Annotated in this window: 21 protein-coding genes; 7 read left to right on the top strand and 14 right to left on the bottom strand. The window is 52.3% G+C overall.

Features of this window, described 5'->3' with window-relative positions:
• Positions 1-29 precede the first annotated feature (29 nt).
• The 5 genes from ABIE10_RS03095 to msrP all read right to left on the bottom strand — a co-directional run bounded on the left by ABIE10_RS03095 (position 30) and on the right by msrP (position 4,814).
• On the bottom strand, positions 30-851 hold the full coding sequence (locus ABIE10_RS03095; protein ID WP_016156459.1) for a trypsin-like serine peptidase: 822 nt from the start codon (positions 849-851) through the stop codon (positions 30-32).
• A 270-nt stretch (positions 852-1,121) separates the two neighbouring features.
• Positions 1,122-1,511: an acid resistance repetitive basic protein Asr gene (gene asr / locus ABIE10_RS03090; protein ID WP_429155477.1), complete on the bottom strand. Its 390-nt coding sequence runs from the start codon at positions 1,509-1,511 to the stop codon at positions 1,122-1,124.
• 137 nt (positions 1,512-1,648) lie between these two features.
• Positions 1,649-3,136, bottom strand: a complete 1,488-nt coding sequence (locus ABIE10_RS03085) for a carboxypeptidase M32 (protein WP_095715962.1) — start codon at positions 3,134-3,136, stop codon at positions 1,649-1,651.
• A gap of 46 nt (positions 3,137-3,182) precedes the next feature.
• Positions 3,183-3,809, bottom strand: coding sequence for a protein-methionine-sulfoxide reductase heme-binding subunit MsrQ (msrQ, locus tag ABIE10_RS03080; protein WP_235116805.1), 627 nt, complete (start codon positions 3,807-3,809; stop codon positions 3,183-3,185).
• On the bottom strand, positions 3,810-4,814 hold the full coding sequence (gene msrP / locus ABIE10_RS03075; protein ID WP_019076759.1) for a protein-methionine-sulfoxide reductase catalytic subunit MsrP: 1,005 nt from the start codon (positions 4,812-4,814) through the stop codon (positions 3,810-3,812).
• A gap of 189 nt (positions 4,815-5,003) precedes the next feature.
• Between msrP and ABIE10_RS03070 the strand changes: the two genes are divergently transcribed.
• The 3 genes from ABIE10_RS03070 (at position 5,004) to ABIE10_RS03060 (ending at position 8,052) form a co-directional block, all read left to right on the top strand.
• Complete coding sequence (locus ABIE10_RS03070; protein WP_016153040.1) at positions 5,004-5,726, top strand: response regulator transcription factor; 723 nt, start codon at positions 5,004-5,006, stop codon at positions 5,724-5,726.
• A complete protein-coding gene (locus ABIE10_RS03065) occupies positions 5,723-7,213 on the top strand; it encodes a sensor histidine kinase (RefSeq protein ID WP_016156464.1) in 1,491 nt (496 codons plus the stop codon). Before ABIE10_RS03070 ends, ABIE10_RS03065 begins: the two co-directional genes overlap by 4 nt.
• Positions 7,214-7,365: 152 nt before the next feature.
• Positions 7,366-8,052 carry a CPBP family intramembrane glutamic endopeptidase gene (locus ABIE10_RS03060; protein ID WP_429154687.1) on the top strand — a complete coding sequence of 229 codons (687 nt, stop codon included), beginning with the start codon at positions 7,366-7,368 and terminating at the stop codon, positions 8,050-8,052.
• 33 nt (positions 8,053-8,085) lie between these two features.
• Here ABIE10_RS03060 and ABIE10_RS03055 read toward each other — a convergent pair whose 3' ends face one another.
• Complete coding sequence (locus tag ABIE10_RS03055; protein ID WP_047500485.1) at positions 8,086-9,339, bottom strand: MFS transporter; 1,254 nt, start codon at positions 9,337-9,339, stop codon at positions 8,086-8,088.
• 107 nt (positions 9,340-9,446) lie between these two features.
• Between ABIE10_RS03055 and ABIE10_RS03050 the strand changes: the two genes are divergently transcribed.
• From ABIE10_RS03050 to bioD, 3 genes are all read left to right on the top strand, one after another.
• Positions 9,447-10,355, top strand: a complete 909-nt coding sequence (locus tag ABIE10_RS03050; RefSeq protein WP_200107789.1) for a LysR family transcriptional regulator — start codon at positions 9,447-9,449, stop codon at positions 10,353-10,355.
• A 118-nt stretch (positions 10,356-10,473) separates the two neighbouring features.
• The gene (gene mlc / locus ABIE10_RS03045) at positions 10,474-11,694 is read left to right on the top strand and encodes a sugar metabolism global transcriptional regulator Mlc (RefSeq protein ID WP_016153045.1); all 1,221 of its coding nucleotides are present in this window, start codon (positions 10,474-10,476) and stop codon (positions 11,692-11,694) included.
• 125 nt (positions 11,695-11,819) lie between these two features.
• Positions 11,820-12,515, top strand: a complete 696-nt coding sequence (gene bioD, locus ABIE10_RS03040; RefSeq protein WP_016153046.1) for a dethiobiotin synthase — start codon at positions 11,820-11,822, stop codon at positions 12,513-12,515.
• On the opposite strand, the gene clcB is transcribed toward bioD, so the two are convergent.
• The 6 genes from clcB to ABIE10_RS03010 all read right to left on the bottom strand — a co-directional run bounded on the left by clcB (position 12,471) and on the right by ABIE10_RS03010 (position 18,904).
• A complete protein-coding gene (clcB, locus tag ABIE10_RS03035; RefSeq protein ID WP_429154684.1) occupies positions 12,471-13,760 on the bottom strand; it encodes a voltage-gated ClC-type chloride channel ClcB in 1,290 nt (429 codons plus the stop codon). The genes bioD and clcB overlap by 45 nt on opposite strands.
• Positions 13,761-13,879: 119 nt before the next feature.
• Positions 13,880-14,494 carry a Tat proofreading chaperone DmsD gene (gene dmsD, locus ABIE10_RS03030; RefSeq protein WP_016153048.1) on the bottom strand — a complete coding sequence of 205 codons (615 nt, stop codon included), beginning with the start codon at positions 14,492-14,494 and terminating at the stop codon, positions 13,880-13,882.
• Positions 14,495-14,536: 42 nt separating this feature from the next.
• Positions 14,537-15,391: a dimethyl sulfoxide reductase anchor subunit family protein gene (locus ABIE10_RS03025; RefSeq protein WP_049281796.1), complete on the bottom strand. Its 855-nt coding sequence runs from the start codon at positions 15,389-15,391 to the stop codon at positions 14,537-14,539.
• Position 15,392: 1 nt separating this feature from the next.
• Positions 15,393-16,010: a DMSO/selenate family reductase complex B subunit gene (locus ABIE10_RS03020; RefSeq protein ID WP_049281795.1), complete on the bottom strand. Its 618-nt coding sequence runs from the start codon at positions 16,008-16,010 to the stop codon at positions 15,393-15,395.
• Positions 16,011-16,020: 10 nt separating this feature from the next.
• Positions 16,021-18,447 carry a selenate/tellurate reductase subunit YnfF gene (gene ynfF, locus ABIE10_RS03015; RefSeq protein WP_181628648.1) on the bottom strand — a complete coding sequence of 809 codons (2,427 nt, stop codon included), beginning with the start codon at positions 18,445-18,447 and terminating at the stop codon, positions 16,021-16,023.
• Positions 18,448-18,595: 148 nt separating this feature from the next.
• Positions 18,596-18,904: a DUF1161 domain-containing protein gene (locus ABIE10_RS03010; protein WP_103766286.1), complete on the bottom strand. Its 309-nt coding sequence runs from the start codon at positions 18,902-18,904 to the stop codon at positions 18,596-18,598.
• A gap of 102 nt (positions 18,905-19,006) precedes the next feature.
• Between ABIE10_RS03010 and ABIE10_RS03005 the strand changes: the two genes are divergently transcribed.
• Positions 19,007-19,717, top strand: coding sequence for a YnfC family lipoprotein (locus ABIE10_RS03005; RefSeq protein ID WP_080981761.1), 711 nt, complete (start codon positions 19,007-19,009; stop codon positions 19,715-19,717).
• Positions 19,718-19,724: 7 nt separating this feature from the next.
• Here the strand turns inward: ABIE10_RS03005 and speG are convergent, their stop codons facing one another.
• Both speG and ABIE10_RS02995 read right to left on the bottom strand, forming a co-directional pair.
• Positions 19,725-20,285, bottom strand: coding sequence for a spermidine N1-acetyltransferase (speG, locus tag ABIE10_RS03000; protein ID WP_006684613.1), 561 nt, complete (start codon positions 20,283-20,285; stop codon positions 19,725-19,727).
• Between the two features lie 35 nt (positions 20,286-20,320).
• Entirely contained in the window at positions 20,321-20,662 is a 342-nt protein-coding gene (locus ABIE10_RS02995; protein WP_047500462.1) for a DUF1283 family protein, read from the bottom strand.
• Positions 20,663-20,727: the final 65 nt, after the last annotated feature.

Raw genomic sequence — 20,727 nt, 5'->3', positions numbered from 1 at the left:
GTGCTGCCCGTTACTACGGGCAGCATAGGTTATTCGTTCGCCAACTCATCCAGCTTATCGCGAAATCCGGTCACGGATATGGCGCGATTATCGGCCCGCCAGCGATCTTTCGCCGCCGGAGCGGAGCTTTGTACGCCAATCAACTGCCAGCCAGTATCTGTCTTCAACATCAATGGCGAACCGCTGTCGCCCGGGAGTGTGTCGCACTGGTGCGACAAAACGGTATTCTGCGCCCAACCGGTCACCACGCAATCCTGATGCGTGTACAAATCATCGAGATGATCTTCCGGGTAGCCCGACTGCGTAACTTTACGATCTGCGGTTTTCAGCGCCGCGGTTAATGCCGCTTTATCACCTTCAAATAATGGCAGCGGTGTGATGCCAGAAGGTGGGTAACGCAGCACCACCAGACCAAAATCCCACGGGGCCGCGGAAGGCGGCACAATCCAGCCATCGCCATCGGCTTTTAAACGTTTTCCGAGCGAGGGATCAACCCGTCCTTCAATGCCGTGGATCTCGTAGCGCCAGACACCCTTTTTCGACACGAAGCGTAATGCCACGGCTTTATCCGGCTTGCCTTTCGGGGGGGTGAGTAAGCAGTGCCCGGCAGTCAGTGCCAGTCGTGGTGAAATGAGCGTGGCAGTACACAGGTTACCGCTGGCGGTTTCCAGTTGCCCGATAGCGTCCCAAGGAGATTGCGTTGGGTCAGTCACTTTTATGCGATCGTCATGACCAAAAAACAGCGTTTTTACGTTTTCTGCTTCAGCGCTGGCCGTTGCAGGCTGGTCCGCATGCGCAACGACAGGAAGTAAACAAATTGAACCCAGTAACACAGCAATGGTTTTATGCATATCACACTCTGGTGGGGAATTATGATTTTTAACAGCAAACCCTCAGTTAATACTATAGACGGGACGGCGGGAAAGTGGGAGTAAAATCAGATAACTACACTCAGGAAAGATAAAAATGCATGGCAATGAGGGCGCAAATTATCAGGGTAATAAGAATGAACTCAAAGCGATAATGTGACACCATTTTACCCTCCAAAAGGCGGCGCTAAATCAGGTCGATTTAGCGCCGTATGCTATGGCGTGGGGGACGCCATAGTAACTACAAATGTGTTATGCAGCTGGTTGAGCAGCGGGTTTAGCGGTGTCGTGTTTTACGGCTTTTTTGGTGTGTTTTTTTGCTGCCTGAGCTTTCTGCTCTGGTGCTTTTTGTTCTGCAGCGGGTTTGGTCGCTGCTTTTTTGGTGTGTTTCTTAGCTGCCTGCGCTTTCTGCTCTGGCGCTTTCTGTTCTACAGCCGGTTTTGTGGTGGATTTTTTAGCGTGTTTCTTGGCAGCCTGCGCTTTCTGCGGCGCTGCTTTGTGCTGTTTTTTATGATGAGTGGTTTTTGCCGGAGCTGCTTTGGTGGTTGCAGCCGGAGCGGTGGTAGCAGTTGTTTCAGCAGCAAATGCAGCAGAAGACAGACCCATAGCAGCGGCAACAACCAGAGCTAATACTTTTTTCATTCTCATACCCTCGATTTGGTTTTTCATTCAACCCCACTGCGGGGCCGTTGAAATAACTATATCGCTGTAATCACAGGGCTTCCGTGAGTCATTGGTTTCGGCGTGTAACGATATGTACAATGACTCACGGTATGAGATTACAAATAGCGGGCTTCCAGATGAGCGCGGAAATAACGGCTGCTGAGCGGCTCTCCGGTGGCCTGGGTAATAAGTTGTTCAGTGGTGAAACGGCTGCCATGCTGCCAGATATTCTGACGTAACCAGTCAAACAGGGCACCAAACTCACCTTGCGCAATAGACTGCTCTAAATCAGGCAATGCGCGGTTAGCGGCACTGAATAACTGCGCCGCATACATGGCGCCTAAAGTATAGGAAGGGAAGTAGCCAAAGCCGCCATCGGTCCAGTGAATATCCTGCATACAACCGTTACGATAGTTGCCGATGGTTGACAGCCCCAGCCAGGACTGCATTTTCTCATTCCACAATGCCGGGATATCATCCACTTCAATATCGCCATTAATGAGCGCGCGTTCGATTTCATAACGCAGGATAACGTGAGCAGGATAGCTCACCTCGTCGGCATCAACACGGATAAAACCGGGTTTAACCTGCTGGTTCCAGGCGATGAAATTGCTTTCTTCAAACGCAGCCTGATCGCCAAAGTGGCGCGTCACAGCAGGAATTAACCGCGTCAGAAATGCTTTACTACGCCCCAGTTGCATCTCAAAGAACAGACTCTGGGACTCATGAATGGCGGTTGAGCGAGCCAGGGCGATAGGTTGCCCTGACCAACTGTGCGGCAGATTTTGCTCATAGCGGGCGTGACCGGTTTCATGGATCACGCCAAACAGCGCGCTAAGTAATTCGTTTTCATCATAGCGGGTGGTGATACGCACATCTTCAGGTACGCCACCACAGAAGGGGTGCGCACTGATATCCAGTCGACCAGCCGTAAAATCGAATCCCAACTGCGCCATCGTTTCAAGGCCCAACTCTCGCTGGATTGCGGTTGGGAAAGGACCAACCGGGGCGATGAGCGACTGCTGAGACTGCTTTGCCACCACCTTGTTGAGCAGATCCGGTAGCCAGCTTTTAACGTCTGCAAACAGGACATCCAATTGGGCACTGGTCATCCCTGGTTCGAATATGTCCAGTAGCGCGTCATAAGGCGAACAGCCTGTGGCTTCGGCACGCAGCCGGGCTTCTTCACGACTGTGCTTCACGACCTCTTTCAGGTTTTCGGAAAATCCCTCCCAGTCATTCGCTGGTCGCTGGCTGCGCCAGGCATGCTCGCAGCGGCTACCCGCGAGTGATTTCGCTTCTACCAACGATTCAGGTAGTAAGGATGCCTGATGATGCAGTCGCGACATTTCGCGCAGGTTGGCCTGCTCAACATCGTTAAGGTCTTCCTGTTGGGCTGCGGCGATCCACGTTGCCACCTTCGGGTCGGTTAACAACTGGTGCTCAAGCACGCTCAGCTCGGCCAGCGCTTCGCCGCGAGCTTTGCTGCCGCCAGATGGCATCATGGTAAACATGTCCCAACTGGCGATTGCCGAGAGGTGGGAGAAGCGAGAGAGCCGCTGAAACGTGCGGGTGAGCTGATGGTAATTATCATTGTTACTCATTTTTTGTTCTCGTTCTGTTTAGGTGTGATGAGAAGTTTACCGTGATTCATTCACTTTTCATAAACACACCTTTGTACCCGACTTTGCGTAACAGCTTTTTATAGCGAAAAGCCAGTAGCACGAGAAAACAGAGGGCATAAATAATGGGGAGCGGTGATAACACTTTTACCGACCACAGATAATGCAGCGGAAGCAAAACGGCCGCCAGGTAGACGTAGTTGTGCAATGTTTGCCAGCGTTTGCCCATTTTACGCTGCGCGGCTTGCGTGGAGGTCAGCGTCAGCAGGAATAAGATTATCCAACCAGTCATGCCCAACGTTAGCCATGGGCGTGAAACCAGTTCACGTCCCAATAATCCCAGATTTTGTATACCCAACTCCAGCAGCGCATAGCTGGTCATATGCAGCGTGGCCCATGCAAAACACCATAACCCTAATAATCGACGGGTGCGATACAACAACGGCTGCTTTGCGTAGCGGGCAAGCGGTGACACCAGCAGGGTAGCAAGCAGAAACTTCAGCGCGGTGATGCCCGTAAAGTGTTGGATATCTTTACCCGGGTCGGCCCCCAACTCACCACGCTGTGCGGCCCAGAAGAGCCATAGCAGGGGTAAAAAACCGGCGAAATGCAGCAGTACTTTCAGGCCGGTTATCTGTTTTGCGGTTAACCTCACTTAAAAATACTCCCGTAGATCCATGCCCTGATATAAAGAAGCCACCTCATCGGCATAACCATTAAAAGGCAACGTGGGCTGTCGCTGCACATCGAGAATGCCACCCGAACCGATAAAACGCTCTGTGGCTTGAGACCAGCGTGGGTGATCGACTTGCGGATTGACGTTGGCGTAAAAACCGTATTCGTTAGGTGCCGACATATTCCAGGTCGTCGGCGGCTGTTCACGCGTCAGCTTAATACTGACTATCGATTTAATGCCCTTGAAGCCGTACTTCCAGGGTACGGTCAGGCGTATTGGCGCCCCGTTTTGCGGCGGCAACGCTTTGCCATACACGCCCACGGTCAGAAGGGTAAGCGGGTGCATGGCCTCGTCCAGACGTAAACCTTCAACATAGGGATACTTCAACCCGCCACCAATGAAGCGATCTTTCTGGCCGGGCATTTCATCAGGCGCGTAGCGTGTTTCAAAGGCGACGTATTTGGCGTGGCTGGTGGGTTCAACCAGCGCCAATAATTTATGCAAAGGAAAGCCGACCCACGGTACAACCATCGACCACGCCTCAACGCAGCGCATCCGGTAAATACGCTCTTCTAATGGAAAACGAGTCGTCAGCGCATCATGATCCAACGTTAAAGGTTTGTTCACTTCACCGCTGATGGTTAACGTCCAGGGATCGGTTTTCAGGCTACCGGCATTCGCGGCAGGGTCGGCTTTATCCAGACCAAATTCGTAGAAATTGTTGTAGCCCGTTACCTTGTCTTCCGGCGTCAAGGGGAGATTGTTTTGCCAGATCTCGGGTTTTGTGAACTCGAGTGGTTTGCCCGCTGGTGCAGACGGGCGATCGTTGCCTTTAAACCAATTCAGCAGACCGGCCTGTGTCGGGGAAGAGAACGAAGCCGCCGCCGCACCTATCCCAAGAGCTTTGAGGATCTGTCGTCGTTGCATAAAAAAAACGGACTCGGCGGTAACATCAGCTTCCCGAAGTGGATGTTTTTTCTGCATAACTTTTCCTTTTTATTTTCATGTTAAGGAAAACAAATCGACGTTTCCCTGTTGATGGCTGACCTATCTATAACGACATACTGGACGCATGCGTATCCCTGATTCCTCACGAAAAGTTAAAAATTTTGTGATAACTTCCGCCCCTTGCCTGAGGTAAGCTTTCAGCATGACGAGAGGGGGATGACACTGATGGCAGGCGCGAAAAAGATATTTTTGGTGGAAGATGACAGCGATATCGCCTCACTTTTGCAACTTAGCCTGAAGGATGAGGGGTACGAAATTATTCATGAGGCTGATGGGGCACGAGCGGTCGAGCTACTGGAGAAGCACGTCTGGGATGCCGTTATCCTCGATTTAATGCTGCCGGGCGTGGACGGTCTGGAAATTTGTCGTCGCATTCGGCAAATGAGCTTCTATCTACCTGTCATTATTATCAGCGCTCGCACCAGTGAAACTCACCGCGTACTGGGGCTGGAAATGGGCGCCGATGATTATTTAGCCAAACCTTTCTCGGTGCTGGAATTGATGGCCCGGGTGAAGGCGTTGTTTCGCCGTCAGGAGGCGATGAGTCAGAACCTGCGTATGGAGGCGGGGATTATCACCGTCCATGGTGTGGAGATTGATCCATTAGCCCGGGAAGTCCGTCTGCAGGGTAAATCCCTCGATTTAACGCCGCGTGAATTCGATCTGCTCTATTTTTTCGCCCGCCATCCCGGCGAGGTCTTTTCGCGTCAGGCGTTGTTAGACCAGGTGTGGGGCTACCAGCACGAAGGATATGAGCATACGGTGAACAGTCATATTAATCGCCTGCGCACCAAAATTGAAAAAGATGCTGCGGAGCCGGAAATTATTCTTACCGTTTGGGGACGGGGCTATAAGCTTGCTGCGGTTAACGCGGAGCATCAACCATGATTTATCGATTGTCGCTGAGCCAGCGTCTGACCCTGGTCTTTACCGCTATTATGTTGATTTGTGCGGTTGCGGTCAGCGTTGTCCAGATCCGCAGCAGTAAACAGTATGGCGACGCCATGGTGCAAAGGCTCTCGCTGGAATTGGCGAGCAAGATTGTCAAAAGTGAGTCGCTTATTGATGCCAGCGGGCAGGTTAATCGGCAGACCTTAAAAGGACTGTTCAATCACCTGATGACGCTCAACCCTAGCGTGGAGCTGTATCTGGTTTCACCGTCAGGCGAGATACTTGCTGATGCCGCTCCGCCTGGGCATATTCAGCGCCAGAACATTAGCGTACAGCCGATTCAGGTTTTCCTTAATTCGGACGAGCTGCCCGTCTATGGCAATGATCCGCGCAGCAGCCAGCAAAAGGTATTTAGCGCTGCGCCAGTTTTATTTAACGGCAAGCTGCATGGCTATTTGTACATTATTCTCCAGGGTGAAGATCTCAATATGCTGGCGAATACCGCCTGGCAAAAAACGCTTTGGAACACCGTGACCGGGACGTTAATACTGGTTTTATTAGCCGGTGCAATCGCGGGGTACCTGGTGTGGAGATGGGTGACGAATCCGGTGAAAAGGCTGACCGGTCAGGTGGTTAATCTGGAGCAGGACAGCATTAGCGTCATCAAACAGCTGGCGCAGAAAAAGCCCGATTTAGCTCCGGCGAATGAAATTGCGTTGCTGAACAATGCATTTATTGAGTTAGCACAGAAAATTGCTCACCAATGGGATTTATTAGCTGACAGCGATCGTCAGCGCAGAGAGTTTATCGCCAATATTTCGCACGATTTACGTACGCCGCTCACTTCACTGCTGGGGTATCTGGAAATGCTGTCGCTGAAAGCCGATACGATGACGCCGGAGGAAAACCGGCATTATCTTAGCATTGCACTGCGCCAGGGGCATAAGGTTCGCCATCTGTCACAACAGCTTTTTGAGCTGGCGAGACTTGAGCATGGCGGCATAAAACCGCAGCGTGAACGTTTTGCTATTGGCGAGCTGATCCAGGATGTGGCGCAGAAATTTGATCTACCCGTTGCCACGCGTCATTTGCAGTTGCACCTTGACGTAATTGGTCCGTTACCGCTGGTGAATGCCGATTTATCGATGATGGAAAGAATCGTCACGAATTTGCTGGATAACGCTATCCGTCATACGCCTGACGGGGGCGAAGTGTGGCTAAAAGTCTGGCGTGATGAAGACCGCTTGTTAGCAGAAGTGCAGGACAGCGGGCCTGGCGTCGAAGAGGCTGTTCGCGAAGTATTATTTCAGCGCCCGACGGCGTTACTACCCCGTGAGCAGCGGGCTGAGCGTGGTGGTCTGGGCTTACTGATCGTGCGCAGAATGCTCGAACTGCATGGGGGAGATATCCGCCTGATTAATTCAACGGCAGGGGCCTGTTTCCGTTTTTCGTTGCCGCTGGCGGATTCTCCACTGAGTAGCTGATGAGAATGTTCCGCTGAAAAGAGTCTGTAACGCTATACGCGTTGTAAACCGTGGGCATTGCGTAAATGTTGGTAGGTTGTCAGTGATAATGAGAATTTTTATCATGTATTGATAATTCATCAAGTTATCTTTGATAAGCGCAAGGAGATCGTATGTCACTGGATGCCGACAACCTGTATATCGTCAGGACCAAAGCGGTTGCTGGCTGTTTTACCATGTTTTTGCTGATGTTTGGCCTCACGTTTATCCCGTTGTTTTTCCCCACCAGCCAGGTTCTGCTTGCCAAAGGGCTACTTTTTCCGCTGCTGTTTGCGCTGGAATTTGTTGTGCTGGTCCCGCTGTATTACTTCTTCTTCAGAAAAAGAGAGGGGCTGGGAAAGGGAATTTTCAACGCCAGGTGGTTTGCCATTTTGTTCGTGGCGCTGCTGTTTATTCAGCTTATCCTGCCATGGTTTCTGGGCCTCAGACAAACCGAAGCGTGGGTGACCAGCCAGATATCCCTAAACAGCTACGCGCTGTGGTTATCCACTCTGACCCTGATATTTATTGCGCCAGTGTATGAAGAGATTGTTTTCAGGGGCTGTTTATTCAACGCATTCCAGTATTGGTTCAATAATAAAACCTGGCTGTCGTCGGTGGTGGTATCGGTCATTTTTGCCATCATGCATACGCAGTATGTGGATCTGCGCACGTTGCTGATGCTGTTTCTTGTGTCGCAGGTTTTGATCATCGCCAGACTGAAAAGCAACGGCCTGCTGATGCCGGTTATACTGCATATAGCGATGAACGGGACGGTTATTGCCCTGCAAATGGGGGCTCAGACGTTACAGCCTGGTTGATGAAGGCGATGCCCGGAACCCGGGCATCGTGGATTATACGTGCAGACGATGGTGCAGACGTGCACCGACCAGCAACGCCAGCACCAGCATCAGAGCGATAAATCCGCCCACGCCGTTCCAGCCGTAGCTGTGCCAGAATACGCCACCCAGCGTACCGGCAATACTGGAACCCAGATAATAGCTGAACAGATACAGGGAAGATGCCTGGCCTTTAGCGCGTTTTGCCCGTGGTCCAATCCAACTGCTTGCCACGGAGTGCGCGGCAAAGAACCCGGCTGAAAAGAGCAGCATCCCGGCGAAGATCAGCCACAGCGACGTGAACAGGGTCATCAACAGTCCAATCAGCATCACGCCGGTTGAAAAGAGCATTACCGGACCACGTCCATAGCGGGTGGTCATCGACCCCGCTTTCGGTGAGCTCCAGGTCCCGGTCAGATAGGCTACGGACAACAGACCGACAACCGCCTGGCTGAGTTCCCACGGCGAGAGCATCAGACGGTAGCCGATGTAATTAAACAGCGTGACAAACGACCCCATCAGTAAAAAACCTTCCGCAAACAGCAGCGGCAACCCTCTGTCGCGCCAGTGCAAACGAAAGTTGATAAACAGCGTTTTCGGTCGCAGCGACGTTGGTCTGAAATGACGAGATTCCGGCAAGATTTTCCAGAACATCAGCGCGGAGGCGAGGGCAAAACAACCGATCGCCGCCAGCGCGATACGCCAGTTAAAAAAGTCGGTAAACACGCCGCTTATCAAACGGCCACTCATACCACCAATCGAGTTACCGCTGATATATAAGCCCATTGAGAAGGCGACGAAGCTGGGATGTATTTCCTCGCTCAGATAGGTCATTCCCACTGCCGCCACGCCGCTGAGCGAAAGACCTATCAGCGCACGCATGATTAAAATACCGTGCCAGCTGGTCATCATCGTCGAAAGCAACGTACAACAGGACGCGAGCAGCAGGGCGGTAACCATCACCGGCTTGCGGCCTATCGCATCGGAAAGTGGACCGGTAAACAGTAAACCGATCGCGAGCATCGCCGTTGAGATGGAAAGCGAAATACTGCTGCTGGCGGGAGAGACCCCAAACTCGTGCGAGAGCACTGGCAGTATGGGTTGCACGCAATAGAGGAGAGCAAATGTCGCCAGTCCGGCAGAAAACAGCGCCAGCGTGACGCGCATAAATGGGGATGTTCCGCGTTTGATAAAACTATCCGGCGGGGTAACTCTCTGTTCATCAACATCGCTTGTCGGCGCGGTATCGACAGTGGTTGTACGGCTCACTTGAAATCCTTGCTCAATCAATTACCTCTACATGACTAGCATTAAGAGTATGAAAATCACATTATTCTGTCTAATATATTAATAATCTCAAATGATATCTTAAAAATATGAATATCGAGCTGCGTCATTTACGTTACTTTGTAGCGGTTGCCGAAGAATTGCATTTTGGCCGGGCGGCGGCACGGCTGAATATTTCGCAACCGCCGCTGAGCCAGCAAATCCAGATCCTCGAGCAGCAGGTCGGCGCCCGACTTCTGGCGCGCACTAACCGCAGCGTGGCGCTGACCGCTGCCGGAAAGCAGTTTCTGGCAGACAGTCGGCAGATCCTGGGGCTGGTTAATGAGGCCGCTGCCAGGGCTGAGCGCCTGCATCTGGGAGAAGCGGGGGAATTGCGTATCGGCTTTACGTCATCGGCACCGTTTATCAAAGCGGTTTCAGATACGTTATCCCTCTTTCGCCAGAGCTACCCCGCTGTACATATGCAAACCCGTGAAATGAACACGCGCGAGCAAATTGCTCCGCTCAATGAAGGAACGCTGGATTTGGGACTTCTGCGCAACACGCAGCTTCCGGAAACGCTGGAGCGTGAAATCATTCTGCATGAGCCGCTGATGGCGATGATCCCGCGCGCGCATCCGCTGGCGCAAAAGCCCGTGGTCACATTGGCGGAGTTGGCCAATGAGCCATTTGTCTTTTTTGATCCGCATGTGGGGACGGGGTTGTATGACGATATTCTTGGCCTCATGCATCGCTATGGACTGAAGCCGACTATCACTCAGGAGGTTGGCGAGGCGATGACTATCATCGGGCTGGTGGCCGCAGGATTAGGCGTTTCCATTCTTCCCGCTTCCTTTAAACGGGTGCAATTGTATGAAATGTGTTGGATCCCGATAGCGGAAGAAGATGCCGTTTCGGAAATGTGGCTAGTGTGGCCAAAACATCATGAGCAAAGTCACGCCGCGCAACGCTTTCGCGAGCAACTGCTGGCGGCCGTTCAGGCGATTAATTTAGTTTAAAAATGGGCGAAAATGTGCAGTAAATCACAAGGCTAAGTAAAAAGTTGACGGAAGCCATTGAAGTGCTTCACCATAGCCCGCAGATTATTTCGGAGCGCGAAAATAAAGGGAGTAAGTGGTGGTTGCTGATAGTCAGCCTGGGCATATCGATCAAATTAAGCAGACCAATGCGGGCGCGGTTTATCGCCTGATTGATCAGCTGGGTCCGGTATCGCGTATTGATCTCTCTCGCCTGGCACAATTGGCGCCTGCCAGTATTACTAAAATTGTCCGCGAAATGCTCGAAGCGCACCTGGTGCAAGAGTTGGAAATCAAGGAAGCGGGCAGCCGAGGACGTCCGGCCGTTGGGCTGGTTGTGGAAACGGAAGCCTGGCACTATTTATCCATTCGTATCAGTCGCGGCGAGATCTTTCTGGCGCTGCGCGATCTAAGCAGCAAACTGGTGGTTGAAGATTGTCTTGAAATGGCGCTGGTCAGTGAAACACCATTGCTGGAACGCGTTATTACCCAGGTCGATCAGTTTTTCATCCGCCACCAGCAAAAGCTGGAGCGCTTAACCTCCATCGCCATTACCTTACCCGGCATTATTGATACTGAAAACGGTATCGTTCATCGCATGCCATTCTACGACGATGTCAAAGAGATGCCGCTGGGTGAAGCGCTTGAAAATCATACCGGCGTGCCGGTCTATATTCAGCATGATATCAGCGCCTGGACTATGGCCGAGGCGCTTTTTGGCGCATCGCGCGGCGCGCGCGACGTCATTCAGGTGGTGATCGATCATAACGTGGGGGCCGGAGTAATCACCGACGGTCATCTACTGCATGCCGGCAGCAGTAGCCTGGTGGAAATTGGTCATACGCAGGTGGACCCCTACGGCAAACGCTGCTATTGCGGCAACCATGGTTGCCTGGAAACGATCGCCAGCGTCGACAGCGTGCTCGAACTGGCACAGGTACGCTTGAAGCAGTCGATGAGTTCTTCTCTACACGGCCAACCGTTAACGGTAGACGCGCTGTGTCTGGCGGCGATGCAGGGGGATTTATTGGCGAAAGATATCATTAGCGGCGTCGGGACCCATGTCGGACGGATTCTTGCCATCATGGTGAATTTGTTCAACCCGCAAAAGATATTGATTGGTTCTCCGCTCAGTAAAGCGGCGGATATTTTGTTTCCCACTATTGCTGACAGCATTCGTCAGCAAGCGCTCCCGGCCTACAGTCAGCATATTGTCGTCGAAAGTACGCAGTTCACCAATCAAGGGACGATGGCAGGGGCGGCGCTCGTGAAGGACGCGATGTATAACGGTTCTTTGTTGATTCGTCTATTACAGGGTTAACATTTTTTAACTGTTGTACGAAAAATTGCGCTATCTCAAGCCGATTCTCGTCGTCATACCTTAGACTTTCTCCACTGTATTATTTTCCTGACTTATATTTTCAAAGCATAACGGTGGAGTTAGTGATGCTGAAGCGTTTCTTTATTACAGGTACAGACACTTCTGTTGGGAAGACCGTGGTTTCCCGCGCATTACTACAAGCGTTAGCGTCAGGGGGTAAAAGCGTTGCGGGCTACAAACCCGTTGCCAAAGGAAGCAAAGAGACACCTGAAGGTCTGCGCAACAAAGATGCGCTGGTGCTGCAAAGCGTGTCTACTATCGAATTGCCCTACGAGGCGGTCAACCCGATTGCGTTGAGTGAGGATGAAAGCAGCGTAGCGCATAGTGGTCCGGTCAATTACACCCTGTTATCCAACGGCCTCGCAAGCCTCAGCGAAAAAGTGGATCACGTTGTCGTGGAAGGCACCGGAGGCTGGCGGAGCCTGATGAACGATCTGCGTCCGTTATCTGAATGGGTGGTGCAGGAACAACTGCCGGTACTGATGGTGGTGGGTATCCAGGAAGGCTGTATTAATCATGCCATCCTCACCGCACAGGCGATTGCCAGCGACGGATTGCCTTTGATTGGCTGGGTCGCGAACCGAATCAATCCGGGGCTAGCACATTATGCGGAAATCATTGATGTGCTGGGCAAAAAATTACCCGCACCGCTGATCGGTGAACTGCCTTATCTGCCTCGTGCAGAGCAGCGCGAGCTGTCTCAGTACATCCGTCTGTCAATGCTCGGCAGCGTGTTGTCGGTAGATAGAGTCCTGGCGTAACGTTCGCGACAGCACAGACGCCACCACACAGGCAATCAGCAATCCGGGGAGCAGACGATACTCCCCGGTCATTTCACAAACCATCAGTGTCGACATTATTGGCGCATGCGTGGTCGCTGCCAGCAGCGTGGCCATCCCTGTTAATCCCAGCAGAATGGCAATCTCATCCGGACCCGGAAGCCATAATCCCCACACTTGTCCCAGCAGCATACCCACCGAAAGACCGACAAACAGCGTTGGCGTAAACACACCGCCAGGCGCACCGGAACCACTGCTGGCAAGCACCGCCAGTAATTTGCAGATGAAGATCCCGCTCACCACGGCCAGCAGCGGTGGGGAGAGTAAATATGACTGCACCACGCTGTAGCCGTTACCCCAGACCGCAGGCGTGAGCAATGACAGCAGGCCAACGATCAGCCCGCCAAGCGCCAGTTGCCACGGGGGCGAGAGTTTTAAGCGCAAAAAACCATTATGGCTGGCGGTCATCAACCACATGAATAGCGGTCCGCAAACGCCGGCAGCCAGACCGGTGCTGATGATCATGACGTATTCCAGCGCATGCAGTTCCCGTGTGAAGTGCACGGCATACAGCAGCGCATTGCTGTCGCTCAGCATATTGGTGGTGAGCAAGGCGACGACGGCGGATACCACCACCGGTCCCAGTGACGCGAGGATCAAGGTGCCAAACAACACTTCAGCAATAAATAGACTGCCCGCCAGTGGGGCATGATACGCTCCGGCCATACCCGCAGCGGCTCCGCAGGCAATCCATAACTTCCATTCTGTGCGCGGGGTGAAGCGTTGAGCAAAGCTGGAGGCTGCCAGCGCTGCCAGTAAAATCATGGCACCTTCGCGCCCGATGGCACTCCCGCTGGAGACGACCAGTAACGAGGCCAGCGATTTCACCAGGCTTGCACTGACGTCAAATTGTCCGTTAGTTTGCAAGGCTTCCATGTAATCAGTGGGAGCCTGCGGGCGTAACCGGTTGAACGTTTGCCATCCCCAAAGCAGCAAACCCGCCGCCAGCCCTCCTAACGCAGGAGTCAGCATGCGTCTTACAGGGGAAAGGTTTGTTGCCGCGTTGACCAGACTCCCTGTGTCATTGCTCAGGAACAACCATTCAAGAAGGAGCATGGCGTGGCGAAATCCTGCGACGGCCAACGCAGCAAGGATACCAATCAGCGCAGCAATCAGCAGGCGGCGGAACATGGCGCGCAGGTCAGGATAAGCATGTAAATGATGCATGAGTGGCCAGACAGGAAATTTCAGACGCTTTATTTTGCGGCTATTTGGCAACAGAAGCAAAAGCTCGGCGTGCGCAACAGGATGCTACACAGGCAGGACACATCCTGCCTGTGATGAAACTAACGAAAAAGTGGCTTATCGGCTATCGGGATCAGTAACTGCGACTGCCATTGCGCCAGCGTCAGACGGGCCAGCTCCCCCAGCGCCTGGTAAAACGGGTGGTCAGCTTTTTCGATAAACACATCAAGGAAGCGGGATGACCACGGGAACAGATGCCAGGCCAGCAGCTGTTCGCACTCGGTGTGGCGTTCATTTTCAGCAAGCCAGGCCGTCAGCAACAGCAGTGAACCAAAGTGATCTTCTGGCTCATTTTGCTGCATGGCAAACTGGATGCCGTTGTCCCGCATCCACTGACGGAGTGCCAGCGTAGAGTCGCCAAACAACACGTTTTCACGATCCAGCCAGACGGATCCCCAGGGCGGAGAGGGTAGCGCATATGGACCGACAAACAGGCGTTGCCAGGCCTGCGGGAGAGGCTCATCGACCTCGGCTTGTAGCCGTGCAGCCAGCGGAAAAAGCATTGCCTGATCGAGCGGCCACTGCGCCTGCCAGCCATCGGCTCTTAACGCGCTGACTAATGCAGAGGCTTCCGCGCTATCTGGCGCATAGTAAAACAGTGCGCCGAGAACGCGCGCCGCGGTAGAAAAGTTGTCACCTTGCGAAAAATGGGTCATGCAAACAATCCTGAACAGTGCGGGTTGCCCCGCACCCGAAAGTTAACCTGCAACAGCCATTCCGACTGTCATATGTAAACCGTAAAACAATCCGCGGCCAATGATTTCACCGGCGAGGACTAACACTAAGCCCAGCGCCAGGCCGCCGACGGACGGTGCTTTACGACGTATCAGCGGGCATATCCAGCAGCCCAGACCGGCGGCCAGCAGAATGATGCGCCAGACCTGCAAGCTTCCGTAGTCGGGAACCAGCGCGCTGGCGGATTGCACCGAACTGTGGATCCCGCCGAGCGACAGTCCCTGCAGAACAATAACCGCCACGATCACCAGTAGGGCCAAAACGCTTATGTAGGCGAATCTGGCGGTGCCAGAGGAAACACCCGCAGCACGCAGCAGCAGGGCGGCAAACAGCGGTCCGCTCAGCAACATCGTCATAAAAAATGCCACCGTAGTGTAGCCGTTATACCAGGTCGGGACAGTGTCTATCTGGTAGACGCTGGTCATCGCCAGCACAAATACCAGACCCAGCAGCATGCCCACCAGCAGCCAGATTTTACCTAACGCTGCGGGCATTTTACCGAGAAACGCCACCAGCCACCACAGGCCACCGACGGCGAAAAACAGTGAACCACTGGCGATTTCGTTACTCAGCGCAGATGCGCCAACTCTGTTCAGCGAGTTAAAGGCACGCAGTGGCGAACCCAGGTGCATTACCGAGGCGAGAAAGGCGATGCCCATCACCAGCCACAGAAAAAACATGCTGCGCACGATACGTTGTTTTGCCACCTCGTCTTTAGCGGTCAGCCAGCCATAGCCACTCACTATCAGCGCCCCGGCCACGCACTGGCCCAGCACCGTAAACAGGACCAGCGGCCATTCATGCCATCCATTGCCCATGTTACACCTCCTGCGGATTCGCCAGATAACCCGTGATATCCCCGGTCGGGCGGCTATTGGCGTTGGGTTTGATCACAATGCTCGGTTTGGTGAAGTGCGCACCTGGCAGCGGAGCGACCGCCGCCAGTTCACCGTGCTTTTTGCGCAGCTCATCAATTGGACCAAAGTCCAGCGCGCGCAGCGGACAGGACTCGACGCAGATGGGCTTTTTGCCGTCGGCCACGCGGTCATGACAGCCATCGCACTTGGTCATATGACCTTTGGCGGCATTGTACTGCGGTGCGCCGTACGGGCAGGCCATGTGGCAGTAGCGACAGCCTATGCATATGTCTTCATCCACCACCACAAAACCATCTTCACGCTTATGCATAGCGCCGCTGGGGCAAACCTTGGTGCAGGCCGGATCTTCGCAGTGATTACAGGCAATGGAGAGGTAGTAGGCGAAGACATTCTGTTGCCAGACGCCGTTATCTTCCAGCCAGTCGCCTCCAGCGTATTCGTAAATACGCCGGAAACTGACGTCGGGAGTGAGATCCTTGTAATCTTTGCAGGCCAGCTCGCAGGTTTTACACCCCGTGCAACGGCTGGAATCAATAAAAAATCCATACTGAGTTGTCATGGGTTAGTCCTTATGCCTTTTCAACCTGAACGAGATTACTGTGGGATGGATTCCCCTTCGCTAATGGAGAAGGTCGATGCGACGTGAGAATATTTATGGAACCACCATGATCGATCTGGTCGCCGAACATATCGGCATTGAGCCAGGCTCCTTGTCCGATGGCAGTGACGCCGGGCAAAATACGCGGTGTGACTTTCGCGCTGATCAGCATCTGGCCGATATTATTAAACACCCTAACTGTGTCGCCATTACGGATGCCGCGCGTCCTGGCATCGACGGGGTTTATCCAGATCTCCTGCGGGCAAGCCTGCTGTAAAACATCGATATTGCCGTAGCTGGAGTGGGTTCTCGCCTTATAGTGGAAACCCGTGAGCTGCAATGGATACGTTTTGCGCTTAGGATCGTCCCAACCGTCAAAGCCTGGTGCATAAGCTGGAAGAGGATGAACAATCTCATCGTCTTTGAGTTCCCATGTTTCTGCAATGGTTGCTAGCCGTTCAGAGTAAATCTCAATTTTCCCTGATGGCGTTTTCAATGGGTTAGCCCCAGGATCTTCTCTGAAAGAACGGAAAGCAACATAGTGTTCTTCGGGGCATTTTTTCTTGAAAATACCTGTCGTTTTCATTTCGTCGTAATCCGGCATTTCCGGGTTACGCTCTTTGGTCTTGGCATGCAGGTATTTCACCCATTCATGCTGCGTACGACCCTCGGTGAATTTTTGATATACATCCGGACCTAGACGTTTGGCGACTTCACTTAACATCCAGTAAATGGGTTTACGTTCAAATTTTGGCGATGTCGCAGGTTGACCAAGGATGACATAGCCCATGTTCCCGGCAGACTCGTGTGAGATGAGATCTTCTTGTTCAGTTGGCATCAGGTCAGGTAGCAGAATGTCGCAGTATTTTGCGGAGGCAGTCATAAAATGCTCAATACCGACGATCATTTCGCACTTGCTGTCATCCTGTAAGACATCATGGGTATGCGCGATATTGCCATGCTGGTTGATGAGCGTATTGCTGGCATAACACCAGATAAACTTGATAGGCACGTCCAGCTTATCTTTACCGCGAACACCGTCCTTGGTCGCGGTCATCTCTGCACCATGATCAATAGCATCCGTCCAGGTAAAGACTGATATCTGCGTTTTAACCGGGTTTTCTAGCATGGAGAACCATTCCACGCCCAGATCCCAGGTCCCTTCGCGCATCCCTGAGTTACCACCGTTTATCCCCACATTGCCGGTTAAAACGGAGAGCATCGCAATCGCGCGAGCGGTTTGTTCACCGTTGGAGTGACGCTGCGGTCCCCAACCCTGGCAGATATAAGCGGGTTTCGCTGCGCCGATTTCACGCGCTAACTGGATAATTTTCTCAGCCGGAATGCTGGTAATGTGGGAAGCCCAGTCCGGTGTTTTGGCTATCCCGTCTGGTCCATCGCCTAAAATATAGGCTTTATAGTGTGCATTCCGCGGTGCACTGGCGGGAAGAGTGGTTTCATCGAAGCCGACACAGTATTTATCAAGAAAAGGTTTATCAATCAGATCTTCGGTGATCAGTACCCAGGCGATCGCCGCAGCCAATGCAGCGTCAGTTCCTGGTCGGATAGGCAGCCATTCATCCTCACGACCAGCGGCAGTATCGTTATATCGAGGATCGATAACGATCATTCGTGCGTTAGAACGTTCGCGGGCTTGCTCAACATACCAGGTTACACCGCCGCCGCTCATACGGGTTTCGGCAGGGTTATTGCCAAACATGACGACCAGTTTTGTATTGGCGATGTCGTCAGGACTGTTGCCGTCGTTAGCACCAAACATATAACCCATTGCGGCGCTGATTTGCGCGGTACTATAACTACCGTAGCGGCTCAAATAGCCGCCGCAAGAATTCATCAGGCGGTAGGGGACGTTGGAGTTAGTAATATTCCCACCATCTACACCTGTACCGTACAGCACGTGAACCGCTTCGTTACCGTAATCCTGCAGGATCCGCTTCAAATTACCACTAATGGTGTCCAGTGCTTCATCCCAGGTGATCCTTTCAAATTTTCCTTCTCCACGCTTGCCTACACGTTTCATTGGATATTTTAGGCGGTCAGGGTGATTCATACGGCGACGGATCGATCGGCCACGCAAGCAGGCACGTACCTGATGATTACCGTAGGTATCATCGCCCGTTGTGTCCGACTCTACCCAATAGACGGAGTCATCCTTAACGTGCAGACGTAAAAGACAACGACTACCACAGTTAACGGTACATGAACTCCAGACAACCTTCTCTTCAACGGGTTGTATCGCCTGCTGTACCGCTGCGGCGGCAGTGCGCATTCCGAAAGGTAACGACAGCCCACCCGCGGCAAGCGCCAGCGAACCGATTGCCGAGGATTTCACTAACGTCCTGCGGCTAATGCCTCCATATTGCTCAGTTTTTGACATTACTCACCCCATTATAGTTATCGCTATATATTAATTTCTATAACGAAATTAATAGCATGCTAATAATGGTTTGAGTTTACCCAGTTATGGGTATGTCATCTTAATGCATATCAAACTGGAGTGACCCTCCGCGCACGGAGGGCGTGATTTATTGCGGTTCGGCGGCGTGCCCGTCCTGGGCAGGGGTGCTATTGGCAGGGGCGTTGCCACTGTTGGTTCGGGTATAGAGAATTTTGTGCGTATCGTTTGCACAATGTCCCACGACCAGTGAATCAGGCTGATCGGCCTGATCGTTGGGGACAATGTTCAGCGTAAAGCTGGATTCAGCAACGCCATTATTAATGATGCGCTGTTCGATATCGCTTTTCACGCGTTCACATGACGCCGGTGCCGCCAAAACCTGCGGGGACGCGACGGCCAGTAAGAGCGCGGCAATTCCTGTTATGTATTTCATCATCAGCTCCTTTATGATCGACCTGGACTAAGATTAGCATTTCTGGTGTAAATAACTGTATTTGCTAATATGATTGAGAATTATCTTCTTATCCCGGTGAAAAATGTGAAGAAAAAGATCTTATTAGGTTTCCTGTGCGTCGTGCTGGTCGGGTGTGATAACGCCAAAGGCCTGGATTCCTTTACGCCGGAAATGGCCAGTTTTTCCAATGAATTTGATTTCGATCCGCTGCGCGGGCCAGTAAAAGATTTCAGCCAGACGCTGCTTAATGACAAAGGTGTAGTCACCAAGCGCGTTGTCGGTACGCTCTCACAGGAAGGGTGCTTCGATACGCTTGAATTGCATGATATCGAAAGCAATACCGGCATGGCGCTGGTCCTGGATGCTAACTATTACCGGGACGCCAAAACGCTGGAAAAACGGATCCGCTTACAGGGTAAATGTCAGTTAGCAGAACTGCCTGCGGCGGGCGTGGTATGGGATACCGACGATAACGGTTTTGTCGTTTCCGCCACGGGAAAAGAGATGAAGGTGCAATATCGCTATGATGCGGAAGGCTACCCGCTGGGTAAAACCACCGTCAATAAGGACAATACCTTGCAGGTTGATGCCAAACCGTCGGTTGACCCGTTAAAGAAGCTGGATTACACCGCGGTAAGTCTGCTCAATAACCATCCGTTAGGTAATGTAAAACAAACGTGCAAGTATGATGACTATGCTAATCCGGTCAACTGCCAGCTTGTTATCGTTGACGAGAGCGTGAAGCCGGCAGTTGAACACCATTACTCGATTGAAAACACCATCGATTACTATTAGTTAGTCTTTACTGAGCGGTAGGTTGCAGCAGGTTAGGACCTGACGTTTTATGTTCTGCCAGATACTGCTGCTGGAAGATACACATGCGGATAGTGTTGCGGTATTGACCGTTGATAAAGAATTCATGAATCAGCTCGCCTTCGACCATAAACCCGAGTTTACGGTAGATGTGGATGGCTTTTTCGTTCTCTTTATCAACGATCAGATACAGCTTATATAAGTTAAGTACGGTAAAGCCATAATCCATCGCCAGCTTAGCAGCCCGGGAAGCCAAACCTTTGCCCTGATATTCCGGCGAAATAATGATCTGGAATTCTGCCCGGCGGTGCACATGGTTAATTTCAACCAGCTCCACCAGTCCGGCTTTTTCACCGTCGCATTCCACAACAAAGCGACGTTCACTTTGGTCGTGGATATGCTTGTCATACAGATCTGACAGTTCAACAAATGCTTCGTAAGGTTCTTCAAACCAGTAACGCATTACGCTGGCGTTGTTATCAAGCTGATGGACAAATCGTAAATCTTCACGCTCCAGCGGGCGCAGCTTAACACTGAGGGCGCTAGTCATATCGTATCCTTTCAATATCTTTCAAAGTGCAATCATTATGGGGCAACGGTGCGGCCAGTGCGGCGGTCGAGGCAGCGCAGGGTGTTGGGCTCCCAGTACGCATTAATATTAGCGCTCTGTTCGCATTTATCACGGCTATCGAAAGCTGAGTCGGTTTTGTCCCACTCTTTCTCTGCACGCTTGTTGACCTTCTGGCGTAGCTGACGCGTATCGTTCCATTGTTCCTTTTCCATTGCTGCCTGTTGACGACTTTGCGCACTGTCCCCGGATTCAATGATCAGTTTACTGGTTTCAGCAAATGCGGAAGAGGTGTACACAGCCGCAGCCAGCGTCAGCATAGCCGTCAGGCACAGGCGTTTGGTCAGTGTAATATTCATGGTGAATTCCTTTTATGGGAAAGGGAAAAAACAATAAAACAGGGTTAAATTCTACACTATTCTGG

It is taken from the genome of Citrobacter sp. 506 (assembly GCF_050434985.1).
Classification (GTDB): Bacteria; Pseudomonadota; Gammaproteobacteria; order Enterobacterales; family Enterobacteriaceae; genus Citrobacter; species Citrobacter braakii.
The sequence above is the reverse complement of the archived record's forward strand: the minus strand, read 5'-3'. Positions and strand labels throughout refer to the sequence as shown.

Coding starts and splice junctions, on each gene's coding strand:
- msrP (WP_019076759.1), bottom strand. CDS start 4,814: ATGCAGAAAAAACATCCACTTCGGGAAGCTGATGTTACCGCCGAGTCC.
- ABIE10_RS03020 (WP_049281795.1), bottom strand. CDS start 16,010: ATGACAACTCAGTATGGATTTTTTATTGATTCCAGCCGTTGCACGGGG.
- ABIE10_RS03095 (WP_016156459.1), bottom strand. CDS start 851: ATGCATAAAACCATTGCTGTGTTACTGGGTTCAATTTGTTTACTTCCT.
- bioD (WP_016153046.1), top strand. CDS start 11,820: ATGCTGAAGCGTTTCTTTATTACAGGTACAGACACTTCTGTTGGGAAG.
- speG (WP_006684613.1), bottom strand. CDS start 20,285: ATGACTAGCGCCCTCAGTGTTAAGCTGCGCCCGCTGGAGCGTGAAGAT.
- ABIE10_RS03070 (WP_016153040.1), top strand. CDS start 5,004: ATGGCAGGCGCGAAAAAGATATTTTTGGTGGAAGATGACAGCGATATC.
- ABIE10_RS02995 (WP_047500462.1), bottom strand. CDS start 20,662: ATGAATATTACACTGACCAAACGCCTGTGCCTGACGGCTATGCTGACG.
- ynfF (WP_181628648.1), bottom strand. CDS start 18,447: ATGTCAAAAACTGAGCAATATGGAGGCATTAGCCGCAGGACGTTAGTG.
- ABIE10_RS03065 (WP_016156464.1), top strand. CDS start 5,723: ATGATTTATCGATTGTCGCTGAGCCAGCGTCTGACCCTGGTCTTTACC.
- asr (WP_429155477.1), bottom strand. CDS start 1,511: ATGAAAAAAGTATTAGCTCTGGTTGTTGCCGCTGCTATGGGTCTGTCT.
- ABIE10_RS03010 (WP_103766286.1), bottom strand. CDS start 18,904: ATGATGAAATACATAACAGGAATTGCCGCGCTCTTACTGGCCGTCGCG.
- ABIE10_RS03025 (WP_049281796.1), bottom strand. CDS start 15,391: ATGGGCAATGGATGGCATGAATGGCCGCTGGTCCTGTTTACGGTGCTG.
- dmsD (WP_016153048.1), bottom strand. CDS start 14,494: ATGACCCATTTTTCGCAAGGTGACAACTTTTCTACCGCGGCGCGCGTT.
- ABIE10_RS03085 (WP_095715962.1), bottom strand. CDS start 3,136: ATGAGTAACAATGATAATTACCATCAGCTCACCCGCACGTTTCAGCGG.
- ABIE10_RS03060 (WP_429154687.1), top strand. CDS start 7,366: ATGTCACTGGATGCCGACAACCTGTATATCGTCAGGACCAAAGCGGTT.
- ABIE10_RS03050 (WP_200107789.1), top strand. CDS start 9,447: ATGAATATCGAGCTGCGTCATTTACGTTACTTTGTAGCGGTTGCCGAA.
- clcB (WP_429154684.1), bottom strand. CDS start 13,760: ATGCATCATTTACATGCTTATCCTGACCTGCGCGCCATGTTCCGCCGC.